At 69.0% G+C, this 12,272-nt stretch carries 14 protein-coding genes and 1 tRNA gene; 10 read left to right on the top strand and 5 right to left on the bottom strand.

From position 1 onward, the window contains the following. Positions 1-56 precede the first annotated feature (56 nt). Genes ACIQK7_RS01960 through ACIQK7_RS01950 form a run of 3 tightly spaced genes read left to right on the top strand, consistent with a single transcriptional unit; the run spans position 57 to position 2,130 of the window. Complete coding sequence (locus ACIQK7_RS01960) at positions 57-1,079, top strand: methionine ABC transporter ATP-binding protein (protein ID WP_403020708.1); 1,023 nt, start codon at positions 57-59, stop codon at positions 1,077-1,079. Further along, entirely contained in the window at positions 1,079-1,738 is a 660-nt protein-coding gene (locus ACIQK7_RS01955; protein WP_403020705.1) for a methionine ABC transporter permease, read from the top strand. The genes ACIQK7_RS01960 and ACIQK7_RS01955 overlap by 1 nt, the downstream gene beginning before the upstream one ends. Positions 1,739-1,761: 23 nt before the next feature. Continuing rightward, positions 1,762-2,130: a TraR/DksA family transcriptional regulator gene (locus ACIQK7_RS01950; RefSeq protein WP_403020703.1), complete on the top strand. Its 369-nt coding sequence runs from the start codon at positions 1,762-1,764 to the stop codon at positions 2,128-2,130. Between the two features lie 15 nt (positions 2,131-2,145). On the opposite strand, the gene ACIQK7_RS01945 is transcribed toward ACIQK7_RS01950, so the two are convergent. Continuing rightward, the gene (locus ACIQK7_RS01945; RefSeq protein WP_403020701.1) at positions 2,146-2,655 is read right to left on the bottom strand and encodes a MarR family winged helix-turn-helix transcriptional regulator; all 510 of its coding nucleotides are present in this window, start codon (positions 2,653-2,655) and stop codon (positions 2,146-2,148) included. 101 nt (positions 2,656-2,756) lie between these two features. Here ACIQK7_RS01945 and ACIQK7_RS01940 point away from each other — a divergent pair. From ACIQK7_RS01940 to ACIQK7_RS01925, 4 genes are all read left to right on the top strand, one after another. Beyond that, a tRNA-Gln gene (locus ACIQK7_RS01940) sits at positions 2,757-2,831 on the top strand. Positions 2,832-2,980: 149 nt separating this feature from the next. Continuing rightward, positions 2,981-4,420: a bifunctional UDP-N-acetylglucosamine diphosphorylase/glucosamine-1-phosphate N-acetyltransferase GlmU gene (gene glmU, locus ACIQK7_RS01935; RefSeq protein WP_403020699.1), complete on the top strand. Its 1,440-nt coding sequence runs from the start codon at positions 2,981-2,983 to the stop codon at positions 4,418-4,420. A gap of 45 nt (positions 4,421-4,465) precedes the next feature. Further along, positions 4,466-5,443, top strand: coding sequence for a ribose-phosphate diphosphokinase (locus ACIQK7_RS01930; RefSeq protein WP_403020697.1), 978 nt, complete (start codon positions 4,466-4,468; stop codon positions 5,441-5,443). 30 nt (positions 5,444-5,473) lie between these two features. Beyond that, positions 5,474-6,880 carry a CoA transferase gene (locus ACIQK7_RS01925; RefSeq protein ID WP_403020694.1) on the top strand — a complete coding sequence of 469 codons (1,407 nt, stop codon included), beginning with the start codon at positions 5,474-5,476 and terminating at the stop codon, positions 6,878-6,880. On the opposite strand, the gene ACIQK7_RS01920 is transcribed toward ACIQK7_RS01925, so the two are convergent. Genes ACIQK7_RS01920 through gndA form a run of 3 tightly spaced genes read right to left on the bottom strand, consistent with a single transcriptional unit; the run spans position 6,877 to position 9,195 of the window. Then, on the bottom strand, positions 6,877-7,251 hold the full coding sequence (locus tag ACIQK7_RS01920; protein WP_403020692.1) for a hypothetical protein: 375 nt from the start codon (positions 7,249-7,251) through the stop codon (positions 6,877-6,879). The genes ACIQK7_RS01925 and ACIQK7_RS01920 overlap by 4 nt on opposite strands. 4 nt (positions 7,252-7,255) lie before the next feature. Beyond that, on the bottom strand, positions 7,256-7,735 hold the full coding sequence (locus ACIQK7_RS01915) for a GNAT family N-acetyltransferase (RefSeq protein WP_403020690.1): 480 nt from the start codon (positions 7,733-7,735) through the stop codon (positions 7,256-7,258). A 2-nt stretch (positions 7,736-7,737) separates the two neighbouring features. Further along, positions 7,738-9,195 carry an NADP-dependent phosphogluconate dehydrogenase gene (gndA, locus tag ACIQK7_RS01910; RefSeq protein ID WP_403020688.1) on the bottom strand — a complete coding sequence of 486 codons (1,458 nt, stop codon included), beginning with the start codon at positions 9,193-9,195 and terminating at the stop codon, positions 7,738-7,740. 121 nt (positions 9,196-9,316) lie between these two features. Here gndA and ACIQK7_RS01905 point away from each other — a divergent pair, with 121 nt between their 5' ends. Continuing rightward, the gene (locus ACIQK7_RS01905; protein WP_403020686.1) at positions 9,317-9,829 is read left to right on the top strand and encodes a gluconokinase; all 513 of its coding nucleotides are present in this window, start codon (positions 9,317-9,319) and stop codon (positions 9,827-9,829) included. A 1-nt stretch (position 9,830) separates the two neighbouring features. On the opposite strand, the gene ACIQK7_RS01900 is transcribed toward ACIQK7_RS01905, so the two are convergent. Next, complete coding sequence (locus ACIQK7_RS01900; RefSeq protein WP_403020683.1) at positions 9,831-10,778, bottom strand: NAD(P)-dependent oxidoreductase; 948 nt, start codon at positions 10,776-10,778, stop codon at positions 9,831-9,833. 203 nt (positions 10,779-10,981) lie between these two features. On the opposite strand from ACIQK7_RS01900, the gene ACIQK7_RS01895 reads away from it, so the two are divergent. Both ACIQK7_RS01895 and pth read left to right on the top strand, forming a co-directional pair. Continuing rightward, the gene (locus ACIQK7_RS01895; RefSeq protein WP_403020681.1) at positions 10,982-11,626 is read left to right on the top strand and encodes a 50S ribosomal protein L25/general stress protein Ctc; all 645 of its coding nucleotides are present in this window, start codon (positions 10,982-10,984) and stop codon (positions 11,624-11,626) included. Between the two features lie 36 nt (positions 11,627-11,662). Beyond that, complete coding sequence (gene pth / locus ACIQK7_RS01890) at positions 11,663-12,265, top strand: aminoacyl-tRNA hydrolase (RefSeq protein WP_403023933.1); 603 nt, start codon at positions 11,663-11,665, stop codon at positions 12,263-12,265. The last annotated feature ends 7 nt before the right edge of the window (positions 12,266-12,272 follow it).

Raw genomic sequence — 12,272 nt, 5'->3', positions numbered from 1 at the left:
TGCTTCTCGGAGCATCCGCCGCCGTACTGATTCCCCGGATGACGAAAGCAGCCCCCATGCCGATCGTGAGACTCAGCGAGGTCTCAAAGTCGTACCCGCCGTCCAAGCGGGGTGCGGCGCCGCTCGTCGCGGTCGACACCGTCAGCCTCGACATCGAGGCGGGCGACATCTTCGGCATCATTGGCTACTCGGGCGCGGGCAAGAGCACGCTCGTGCGGCTCATCAATGCGCTCGAACCGGTCACGGGTGGCACGGTCGAGGTCGACGGCCGCGTGATCAGCGGGCTGCGGGAGCGTCAGTTGCACGACGTGCGTCGCGGCATCGGCATGATCTTCCAGCAGTTCAACCTCTTCAACTCGCGCACGGTCGCCGGCAACGTCGAGTACCCATTGCAGGTCGCCGGGATGCCCGCCGCCGAGCGCAAGGCCCGCGTGGCCGAGATGCTCGAATTTGTCGGCCTTGCCGGCAAGGCGCGCAACTACCCCGACCAGCTCTCGGGTGGCCAGAAGCAGCGCGTCGGCATCGCCCGCGCGCTCGCGACGAACCCCAAGATCCTGCTCGCCGACGAGGCGACCAGCGCGCTCGACCCTGAGACGACGACCGAGGTGCTCGCGCTCCTCAAGAAGGTCAACCGCGAACTCGGCATCACGATCGTGCTCATCACGCACGAGATGGAGGTCATCAAGGCGGTCGCTAATCGCGTCGCCGTCATGGACTCCGGTCGCGTCATCGAGCAGGGCAGCGTCTTCGACGTCTTCTCCGACCCGCAGACGGATGCCGCCAAGCGCTTCGTCTCAACCGTCATCCGGGCGGTTCCAGAGCGGGAGGCCCTCGAGCAGCTGCGGCTGAAGCATCCGGGTCGCATCGTGACGGTGTCATTCGCGGACGGCGGTGTGAGCCAGTCGGAGGTCTTCCTCGAGTTCGCGAACCACGGCGTCACGTTCGAACTCGTCTACGGCGGAGTCAACGAGATCCAGGGCCGCACCTTCGGGCACCTGACGCTCGCGCTGAAGGGTGACCGCATCGACGCGGCACTCGCGGCGATCTCCCGCACTGTGTCAGTGACGGAGGTGCGCTGATGGATGCGTTGATCGCCCTGCTTCCCGAGCTGCTCGACGCGACCTTCGAGACGCTCTACATCGTCGCCCTGTGCATGCTCTTCGGCGGGCTCGGTGGGCTCATCGTCGGGCTCGGGCTCTACGTGACCCGCGCCGGCGGCCTCCTGCCGAACCGCGTCATCAATACCGTGCTGAACGTGCTCGTCAACACCTTCCGTCCCATCCCGTTCATCATCTTCCTCGCGGCGGTGCAGCCGCTCGCCCGCGCCGTCGTGGGCACCGGTATCGGCGATCCCGCCATCATCTTCTCGATCGCCCTCGCGGCCGTCTTCGGCATCAGCCGCATCGTCGAGCAGAACCTGCTGACGGTGCAGCCCGGCGTGATCGAGGCGGCGCGTTCGGTCGGCGCGGGGCCGTGGCGCATCATCCGCACCCTCCTGCTGCCCGAGGCGCTCGGCCCGCTCATCCTCGGCTACGCCTTTGTCTTCGTCGCGATCGTCGACATGACCGCCGTCGCGGGCTTCATCGGCGGCGGCGGGCTCGGCAACTTCGCGATCCTCTACGGCTATCGCCAGTTCGAGCCGATCGTCACGTGGGCGGCCGTGCTCATCATCATCCTGATCGTGCAGCTCGTGCAGTTCTTCGCCAACTGGCTCGCCCGCCGCGTGCTGCGCCGCTGACGCTGTCAGGGCATACTCGGGGCATGACACCCCGGTTCACGGATGCTCGGCTCGAGCAGTTTCGCGAGCAACTGCGTGCCGAGCGCGAGTCCACCGTGCGCCTCATGGCTGGCCTGGGCGAGGACATCCGCCGCATCGTGGATGCCCGTCAGGACTCCAACGTTGACGACGAGCACGACCCGGAAGGCTCGACGATCGCGTTCGAGCGCTCGCAGTCAGACGCGCTTCTTCGCCAGTCCCGCGACAAACTGAGCCAGATCACGGCCGCCCTCAGCCGACTCGATGCAGGAAGCTTCGGCGTGTGCGAGTCGTGCGGCCGTGACATCCCCGAGGCGCGTCTCGTAGCGCGCCCGTCGGCGAGTCTCTGCGTGGACTGCGCCTCGCGCGCCTGAGCTCCGCGAACGGGTTCAGTCGAAGTCGAGGTTGAGCACCCGCAGCAGGTCGGCGAGTCGTTCGTGTTCGGCATCCGGCAGCGCGGCGAGGAGTGCCCGCTCCGATTCGAGGAGTTGCGTGATCGCCGTGTCGACGCGGGCGCGTCCCTCCCTGGTCATGGTGACGAGCACGCTGCGCCGGTCGCGCGGGTCGGCGTTGCGGGTGACGAGTCCGCGCTCGACGAGGCGGTCGATGCGGTTGGTCATGGTGCCGGAGGAGACGAGGGTCTGCTGCAGGAGCGACTTGGGGCTGAGCTGGTAGGGCTCGCCTTCGCGTCGGAGGGCGGAGAGCACGTCGAATTCCCATGATTCGAGGCCGGATGCCGCAAAGGCAGTGCGGCGGGCACGGTCGAGGTGGCGGGCGAGGCGGCCGACCCGGCTGAGCACTTGGAGCGGGGCGAAGTCGAGGTCTGGCCGTTCGCGTTGCCAGGCGTCGACGATGCGATCGACTTCGTCGAGCCGGTCGGGGTTGTCGCGTGCGGGCATGGTCACCATTATCCCGAGCGGCGGATCTTGGCGGTTTCCTTTGGTTCTCTTCTGGCAGACTTGTCTCTCGTGTCCGCCCGTGCATTGTGGGGGTGGCACGGTCCGCCCTGGTGTAACGGCAGCACGGCAGTCTTTGGAACTGTTAGGACCAGGTTCGAATCCTGGGGGCGGAGCCAGTTGAAATCGCGGAGCGATCTCAACCGGCTCCGTGCGCGGAGCGCATCCGCCGCAGGCGGATTAGTTTTCAGCCCGGAAGGACACTCGCAATCCTGAGTGCGAGATGCCCTCAGCGTGAACGAGCGTGACAACAAGGAGCCCCCAACCCATGACCGACCAGTCTCTCGCCGTCATCATCCTGGCGGCCGGCCAGGGCACCCGCATGAAGTCGGCGAAGGCGAAGGTGCTGCATGCCCTCGCGGGTGTGCCGCTCGTGGGCCACGTGTTGTCGACGGCGGAGGAGCTGGGTGCGGCCCACATCCTCACGGTCGTGCGCCACGAGCGGGAGGCGGTGTCTGGCGAGGTGCTGCGCCGGTCCCCGAACGCGATCATCGTTGACCAGGACGAGGTGCCGGGCACCGGCCGCGCGGTCGAGGTTGCCCTGGAGGCGCTGCCGGCTGAGTTCGAGGGTCGTGTCGTGGTGCTGAGCGCGGATGTCCCGCTCCTGGATGCGGCGACCCTGCGCTCGCTGGTGTCGGCGCACCAGCATGAAGGCAACGCGCTGACGATGCTGTCGGCGATCCTCGATGACCCGTCTGGTTTCGGTCGCATCGTCCGTTCGGCGGATGGCCTCTTCGAGGCCATTGTGGAGCACAAGGACGCGTCGTCTGAGCAGCTTGCGGTGCGCGAGGTCAACGCGGGCGTCTATGTCTTCTCGGCGGGTCCCCTGCGGGAGGCTCTTCGCCAGGTGGGCACGCAGAACGCGCAGCGGGAGAAGTACCTGACGGATGCCGCGGCTGTGATCCGGCAGTCGGGCGGCCGCATCGAGGCGGTTTCGGTGCGCGACCCATGGCTCGTCGCGGGCATCAACGACAGGGTGCAGTTGGCGGCGGCGGCGCGGGAGCTGAACGCCCGCATCATCCGTCGCTGGCAGGTCGCGGGCGTGACGATCCTCGACCCGGCCTCGGTGTGGATCGACGCGGATGCCACGCTGGCCGAGGATGTCGAGCTGTTGCCGGGCACCCAGATCCGTGGGGCGACGAAGATCGAGCGCGGCGCGATCGTCGGCCCTGACACGACCCTCGTCGACTGCGAGGTCGGCGAGAACGCCGTCGTCAAGCGCACGGATGCCACGCTTGCGGTCATCGGCGCGGGCGCGAGTGTCGGCCCCTTCGCCTACCTGCGGCCGGGCACTGTCCTCGGGGCCGACGGCAAGATTGGCACCTTCGTGGAGACGAAGAACGCGAACATCGGCGACGGCAGCAAGGTGCCGCACCTCAGCTACATCGGCGACACCGAGGTGGGCGTCGGCTCGAACGTGGGCGCCGGCACGATCACTGCGAACTACGACGGCGTCAACAAGCACCGCACGATCGTGGGGTCGCACGTGCGCACCGGTTCGCACAACGTCTTCGTCGCGCCCGTTAGGATTGGAGACGGAGCCTATACAGGTGCCGGCACGGTGGTCCGCAAAGACATTCCGGCGGGCGCGCTGGCGATCAGCGTGGCTCCACAGCGCAACATGGCAGGTTGGGTCGGCACCAACAGGCCGGGTTCCGCGGCGGCTGAGGCGGCCGAGGCATCCGGTGGGGCGGTCGACGAGGCCTGAGAACCACGGTCCCGTTGGGGCCACACCGGCAGAGAGCGAGCGGACTTGTCCGAGATCACCGTCAACGGACAGAAGAAGCTTGTGCTTGTCACGGGCCGCGCACACCCACAGTTGGCGGAGGACATCGCCCGCGAACTCGACACCGAGCTGGTGCACACCGAGACGCGCACCTTCGCGAACGGTGAGATCTACGCCCGCTACAGCGAGAGCGTGCGTGGATGCGACGCCTTCGTCATCCAGTCGCACACGACCCCGATCAACGAGTGGCTTATGGAGCAGCTCATCATGGTCGACGCGCTCAAGCGCGCCTCGGCGAAGCGCATCACGGTCGTCGCACCCTTCTACCCCTACGCGCGTCAGGACAAGAAGGGTCGTGGCCGCGAGCCCATCTCGGCCCGCCTCGTCGCCGACCTCTTCAAGGCTGCCGGCGCCGACCGCATCATGAGCGTCGACCTGCATGCCGCACAGATCCAGGGCTTCTTCGACGGCCCCGTCGATCACCTCTTCGCGATGCCGGTGCTGCTCAAGTACTTCAAGGAGAAGCTCGACAACGAGACGCTCACGGTCGTCTCGCCCGACATGGGCCGCGTTCGCGTCGCTGACATCTGGAGCGACAAGTTGGATGCCCCGCTTGCGATCATCCACAAGCGTCGCGACCCGCGCGTCGCCAACGAGGTTTCTGTGCACGAGATCGTCGGTGAGGTTGCTGGGCGCACGTGCTTGCTCGTCGACGACCTGATCGACACGGGCGGCACGATCGCCAAGGCCGCGGAGGCGCTCAAGAAGGCCGGTGCCAAGAATGTCGTGGTTGCGGCGACGCACGCGGTGTTCTCGCACCCCGCGGCGGAGCGCCTGCAGGCTGACTTCATCGACGAGGTCGTCGTGACCGACACCCTGCCGTTGACGCCCGAGAAGATCTTCCCGAAGCTGACGGTCCTCCCGATCGCCCCGCTCATCGCGGGCGCCATCCACGAGGTCTTCAGCGATGGTTCGGTGACGTCGATGTTCGACGGCGCCGCGTAAACGTCACGCACGAGAGGGGGCGGGTCGCCGGTGGGCACCGGGCCAGTTGAGGGGCACGAGGCGGTGCCGTTCGCCGCAGAGTTCTGGGCGGCCCTGGGAGGGGCGGATGCCCTGCTCCCCGGCCTTCGGGTGACCGGTATCGGCGACCTTCCGTCGGCGTTCCGTGTCTCGGCGTTGGCCGCGGCATCCATCGGCGTTGCAGGGCTCGCGGCGACGGAACTCGGGGCGCTCGTGGGCGGCGCGGAACCGCGGGTCAGCGTCAACCGACTGCTCGCATCCGCGTGGTTCGGTTCGGCCGTGCGGCCGGCCGGGTGGTCGGTGCCGCCCGTCTGGGACCCCTACACGCGCAACTACCGGGCGGCCCGGGGCGGCTGGGTGCGCCTGCACACGAATGCGTCGCACCATCGCGCCGCGGCGCTGCGGGTCTTGGGGGCAACCGAAGCGACCGACCCCGCTGATGTGAGGCGCCTTGTGGGCCGTTGGGACGCATTCGAGTTGGAGGAGGCGGTCGTCGAGGCGGGCGGGGTCTCCGCCGCGATGCGCACCCGCGAGGAGTGGCGTGCCCACCCGCAGGGCGCGGCGGTCGCGAGCGAGCCGCTCCTGCACCGCGACCGGGGTTCGGCGGGTGCTGTTGGCGAGCACTGGCGGCCGACCGTCGAACGACCGCTCGCGGGCCTGCGCGTGCTCGACCTCACGCGCGTGCTGGCGGGGCCGGTTGCGACCCGGTTCCTCGCGGGCCTCGGCGCTGACGTGCTTCGGGTCGACCCGCCCGACTGGGATGAACCGGCGATCGTGCCGAACATGACGCTCGGCAAGCGCACGGCGCGACTCGATGCCCGCACGCCCGAGGGGCTCGAGCGTCTCAAAGCCCTGCTCGCTGAGGCGGATGTGCTCGTGCACGGCTACCGCGACGGCGCCCTCGATCGTCTCGGGCTCGATGCGGGCACCCGCCAGCGGCTGCGGCCCGGCCTCGTGGAGGCATCCCTCACGGCCTTCGGTTTCTCGGGCCCCTGGCGCGAGCGCCGCGGTTTCGACAGTGTCGTGCAGATGGCGAGCGGCATCTCACACCGCGGCATGGTCGCCACGTGGGAGGAGCGTCCCCAGCAGCTGCCCGTGCAGGCGCTCGACCATGCCACCGGCTACCTGCTCGCGGCATCCGTGCTTCGGGGTGTCGTCGAACTCGTGCGCGATGGCGCTGGCTCGTCGACCCGCACCTCGCTCGCGCGCGTGGCGGAGGCCCTCGTCTCCGGCGGCGACCAGCCGACCGACGGTGTCTTCGATCAGTGGAACGGCCCCTGCACGATGATCGGCACGCAGTGGGGCGCCGCCGAACTGCTGCCTCCACCGGCCCGCTTCGACGAGATCAACTTCGGCTTTGAGCGCATCCCGAAGCCCCTGGGCTCGGATGCCGCGGAGTGGGGTTCCCCCGCCGCCTAGGTGTCGCGCGTGTCGACGGGCGTGACCCCGGGGCCCGGCGCGACGGGGATGAGTCCCATCGAGTCGACGTGCAGGCGGTCTCCGTTGCGGTCGGTCGCGTAGCACTCCCAGCCAATGCCGCCGGGGCCGAAGAGTTCCCAGCGCGCCTCGTAGCGGGCCGCGCCGGGCATCATGATGCTGCCGCGGTAGGAGCAGGCCCGCTCGGCGTTGCTCGCGCCGAGGCTCACGGTCGTGATGATGCCGGGGAGCACGAGCCCGAGCACCGCGAGCAGCACGACGAGGCGGAGCAGCAGCATCCGTCGTCCGCTACGAATTGGGCGCTCTTCGTAGGGTTCGTAGCCCGAGAGTTCGGGATGCTCGTCGTCGACCATGGGCTTACTGGCTGCGCAGCGCGTCGCCGCTGAGGCGGAATGTCGTCCACTCGTCCATGGGCTCGGCGCCGAGGTTCTTGTAGAAGCCGATGGCGGGCTCATTCCAGTCGAGTACCTGCCACTCGAGCCGGGCGTAGCCACGCTCGACGCACACGGCCGCAAGGGTCGCGAGGAGCTGGCGGCCGTAGCCGCGCCCGCGGAACTCTTCGCGCACGTAGAGGTCCTCGAGGTGGATGCCGTTGACCCCTTCCCAGGTAGAGAAGGTCAGGAACCAGATCGCCATGCCGGCGAGGCGTTCCTCGTCGCCGTCGACCACGTGGGCGAAGACGGTCGGATGCTCGCCGAAGAGCGCGCGACGCAGGTCGTCCTCGCTCGTCTTGACGGCATCCGGTTCGCGCTCGTACTCGGCGAGGTCCTGGATGAGCGCGAGCATCTCGGGGATGTCTCGCTCGAGGGCCGGGCGGGGGATGTGCGACAGCGACATGCCTAGTGGGTGTCCTCGGCCTCGATCTCGCTGCGGTCACCGCTCCACTGCGTGTGGAAGGTGCCCTCGGCGTCGATGCGCTTGTAGGTGTGGGCGCCGAAGAAGTCGCGCTGGCCCTGGATGAGGGCGGCGGGCAGGCGCTCGGCGCGCAGTCCGTCGTAGTAGGCGAGTGACGAGGAGAACGCGGGGGAGGGGATGCCCGCCTGCGCTGCCGCGATCACGACGCGGCGCCAGGACTTCTGTGCGCGGGCGATCGCGTCGGTGAAGTACGGGGCGGTGAGGAGCGAGCCGAGGCGCGGGTCCTCCAGGTAGGCCTCCGTGATGCGGCCGAGGAACTGGGCGCGGATGATGCAGCCGGCCTTCCAGATGCGGGCGATCTCGCCCAGGTCGATGTCCCAGTCGTACTGGCGTGCGCCCGCGACGATCTCGTCGAAGCCCTGGCTGTAGGCGACGATCTTGGAGGCGAAGAGGGCCAGGCGCACGTCTTCGATGAAGTCCGCGGCATCCGTGACTTCGAAGGTCTCATCGGGGCCCGGCAGGTTCGCGGCCGCGTCGCGGCTGGCGCGGCTCGAGGAGAGCGAGCGGGCGAAGACCGCCTCGGCGATGCCGGAGACGGGCACGCCCAGGTCGAGGGCCGTCTGCACGGTCCAGGCACCCGTGCCCTTGGCGCCGGCCTCGTCCTTGATGACGTCGACGAGGGGCTCGCCCGTCTTGGCGTCGACCTGGCGCAGCACCTCGGCCGTGATCTCGATGAGGTAGCTCTCGAGCTCGCCCGTGTTCCACTCCTCGAAGATCTCCGCGATCTCGGCGGGCGACTTGCCCGTGCCGCGGCGGATGAGGTCGTAGGCCTCCGCGATGAGCTGCATGTCCGCGTACTCGATGCCGTTGTGCACCATCTTCACGAAGTGCCCGGCGCCATCGGTGCCCACGTGCGTCACGCAGGGCTCGCCGTCGGCGACCGCGGCGATGGACTTGAGGATGGGGCCGAGCGTCTCCCAGGCCTCGGCGCTGCCGCCCGGCATGATCGAGGGGCCGTTGAGGGCACCCTCCTCGCCGCCCGAGATGCCGGCGCCGACGAAGTTGATGCCCGTCTCACGCACGGTGCGCTCGCGACGGATGGTGTCGGTGAAGAGGGCGTTACCACCGTCGACGATGATGTCGCCGGGCTCGAAGACCTCGGTCAGCTCGGTGATCACCGCATCCGTCGCGGCTCCCGCCTTGACCATGATGATGGCGGTGCGCGGCTTCTGCAGCGCGGCCGCGAACTCCTTGTAGTCCACGGCGGGCACGAAGCCGGCCTCGGGGTGCTCGTCGAGCACAGTCTGGGTCTTTTCGAAGGAGCGGTTGTAGATCGCCACCGTGTTTCCCTCACGGCTGGCGAGGTTGCGGGCGAGGTTCGAGCCCATCACCGCCATCCCGACCACGCCGATGTTTGCCTGTGCTGCGGTGGGTTCGGCCACGCTGGTGCTCCTCAAAGTCGAGAAAGGGAATGGCTCAAGGCTACTGCGTGGCCTCACATCGGAACTAGCGTGAGAGTGTGTCCGCGTGCAGCGCGCACTCCGCACCGGTGAAGGGAACGCAATGCAGCCACCACTCGTCGTTGTCATGGGTGTGAGCGGGTCTGGCAAATCGGTCGTGGGGATGGGGCTCGCAGAGGCGCTCGACCTGCGGTTCCTCGACGGTGACGACCTGCACCCGCCGGCGAATGTCGAGAAGATGGCGCGTGGCATCCCGCTCGATGACGACGACCGGATGCCCTGGCTGAGGCGTGTCGGCGAGGCGCTCGCCGAGGCGGCCGAGGCGGGACAGGGCATGGTCATGGCGTGCTCGGCACTCCGCCGCTCGTACCGCGACGGCCTCAGGGCGGCTGCGCCGCGGACGGTCTTCGTGCACCTCGACGGCTCGCGTGAACTGCTCGAGTCCCGCCTGCGCACGCGTGCTGGCCACTTCATGCCCGTCGGCCTGCTCGAGTCGCAGTTGGATGCGCTCGAGCCGCTCGCGACGGACGAGCCTGGCGCGAGTGTGTCGATCGAGCCGGGCGTCGACGAGGTCGTCGCGGCCGCGGCATCCGCTGTGCGCGAGTTGCAGGCCTGACTCAGACGACGCGGTTGCGCAGCGGGCCTCCGTCGAGGAGCGCCCGCACGTTGTGTTCGACGAGCGCGGCCGAGCCGAGTGGTCGACCGCCCGCGGCGTGGGGCGTGATGATGACGTTCGGTTCGTCCCACAGGGGTGACTCGGGTGGCAGCGGCTCCGTGTCGAAGACGTCGAGGGCCGCCCCGCCGAGCCGGCCCGCGCGGAGGGCGTGCACGAGGGCATCCTCGTCGACCGTGGCGCCACGGCCGACGTTGACGAGCCAGGCGTGATGGGGGAGCCGGCCCAGCACCTCCGAGTTGACGAGGTGCCGGGTTGCGGGCGTCGCCGGGAGGATGTTGATGAGCACGTCCGTGTGCGGCAACTCGGTGCCGAGGTCGTGCACCGCGATGACGCGGATTCCGTCGGCCGTGCGCGCCGAGCGGGCCACGCCCGTCACGTTCGCGCCGAGTGCCAGGAGATGGGGTGCGAGGGTGCGGGCGATGCCGCCGAAGCCCCACAGAAGCACGCGCGCTCCCCTGAGCGTCGTGAAGCGGCCGGGGCTTGGTTCCTGCTGCATCCCGCCGATCTCGCCGGCCCAGCGGTGTTCCACCTTGGCCTGGGCGGCGACGTGCAGGCTGCGCGCCGCGGCCAGCACGAGCGCGAGCGTGTGCTCTGCCACGGGGAGGTCGTGCAGCCCGGCGGCCGAGCAGATCGCCACCTCCGGCGCGAACCCAGCGGCCTCGACCACATCCGTGCCGGCAGAGAGCGCCTGCACGAGCCTGAGTCGCGGCATCCGCCGGGCCGCGTCGCGGATGTGCTCGCCCGGGTTGCCCCAGACGACGAGCACGTCGGCGTCATCGCGGGCGATGGGCGCCGCCGCCTCGTAGCGCAGGAACTCCGCGCCGGGCACGACGGGCGCCGGTTCCTGCATCGTGTCCGGCACCAACACCAGCAGGGGGCTTGTAGTCATGCGTCTTACGCTAGACTCTCCCATTGAACTTCGGCGAGGGACCGATGGCATCTGAGTTTCGGATGCCGCGGCATCCGTTATCGACGCGGCGAGCAGGGCTTCGGTCTTTCCTCACGCAGCACCACCCGTTTCGGGTCGTGCCGATGCGTTCGAGTTGAATCCACACACGACAGCGGGCCCGGCCCGCAAGAAGGAGAATCACCATGGGTGAGAAGACCAGCCGCGCAGGACGCCCGTCCGTCGCGAGCACCACCGAGCTCTCGAACCACCTTGTCGCTGACGTGCGCGACAACTTCGGCAAGGGCTTCGCCCGCCGTCTGCGCGCCGCCGGCAAGATCCCCGCCGTGCTCTACGGCCACGGCACCGAGCCCCTCCACATCGCCCTCCCGGGCCACGAGACCGCGCTGCTCCTGCGCAAGGCCAACGCCATCCTCGAGCTCGAGATCGACGGCAAGACCCAGACGGGCCTCGTGAAGGACGTGCAGAAGGACCCGGTGCGCCAGCTCATCGAGCACGTCGACCTCATGGTCATCCGCAAGGGTGAGAAGGTGCAGGTCGAGGTTCCCGTCCACGTTGTCGGCGAGGCTGCCCCCGGCACCGCCCTCGAGCAGGAGGCGCACACGATCCTCATCGAGGCGCCCGCCATCGAGATCCCCGAGAGCCTTGAGATCAGCGTCGAGGGCGTCGAGGCTGTCACGCACCTCAACGCCGACGCGATCGTGCTGCCCAAGGGCGTCACGCTCGTCGCCGAGGCAGACACGCTCGTCGTCAGCGTCGTCGTCCCGACCGTCCAGGCCGAGCCTGAGACCGAGGCTGCGGCCGAGGGCGACGCAGAGGCTGCCGAGTAAGGCGCTGAGATAGGCCTCTTCACACGCACGAAGCCGCTGGACGCCACCCCCGATGAGGGTGGCGTCCAGTGGCTCGTTGTCGGCCTCGGTAATCCGGGCGCCGACTATGCGGGCAACCGCCACAACGTGGGGCAGATGGTGCTCGCCGAGCTTGCCGACCGGCGGTCGGCCTCATTTCGCTCGCACAAGGCGAATGCCATGGTCGCTGAGGCCCGCACCGGCATCGATGGTCCGCGCCTCGTGCTGGCGAAGCCCAACAGCTTCATGAACCTCTCGGGCGGCCCCGTTGCCGCCCTGCTTCGCTTCTACAAGATCCCCACCGAGCGACTCATCGTGGTGCACGACGAGCTCGACATCCCCTTCGACTCGGTGCGGCTCAAGCGCGGCGGCGGGCACGGAGGTCACAACGGGCTTCGGGACATCATCTCCGCGATCGGCACTCCCGAGTTCCTCCGAGTGCGGGTCGGCATCGGTCGGCCGCCCGGGCGTCAACCCGCGGCCGACTTCGTGCTGCGCGACTTCGGGTCGACTGAGCGCGCCGTGCTGCCGAACCTGCTGGCGGATGCCGCCGACGCCGTCGAGTCACTCGCGGCCGACGGACTCGCGGCCGCGCAGCAGCGCTTCCACGCGCCTTCATAACCCACGA

It is taken from the genome of Salinibacterium sp. GXW1014, from assembly GCF_044769865.1.
Lineage (GTDB): Bacteria > Actinomycetota > Actinomycetes > Actinomycetales > Microbacteriaceae > Homoserinimonas.
The sequence above is the reverse complement of the archived record's forward strand: the minus strand, read 5'-3'. Positions and strand labels throughout refer to the sequence as shown.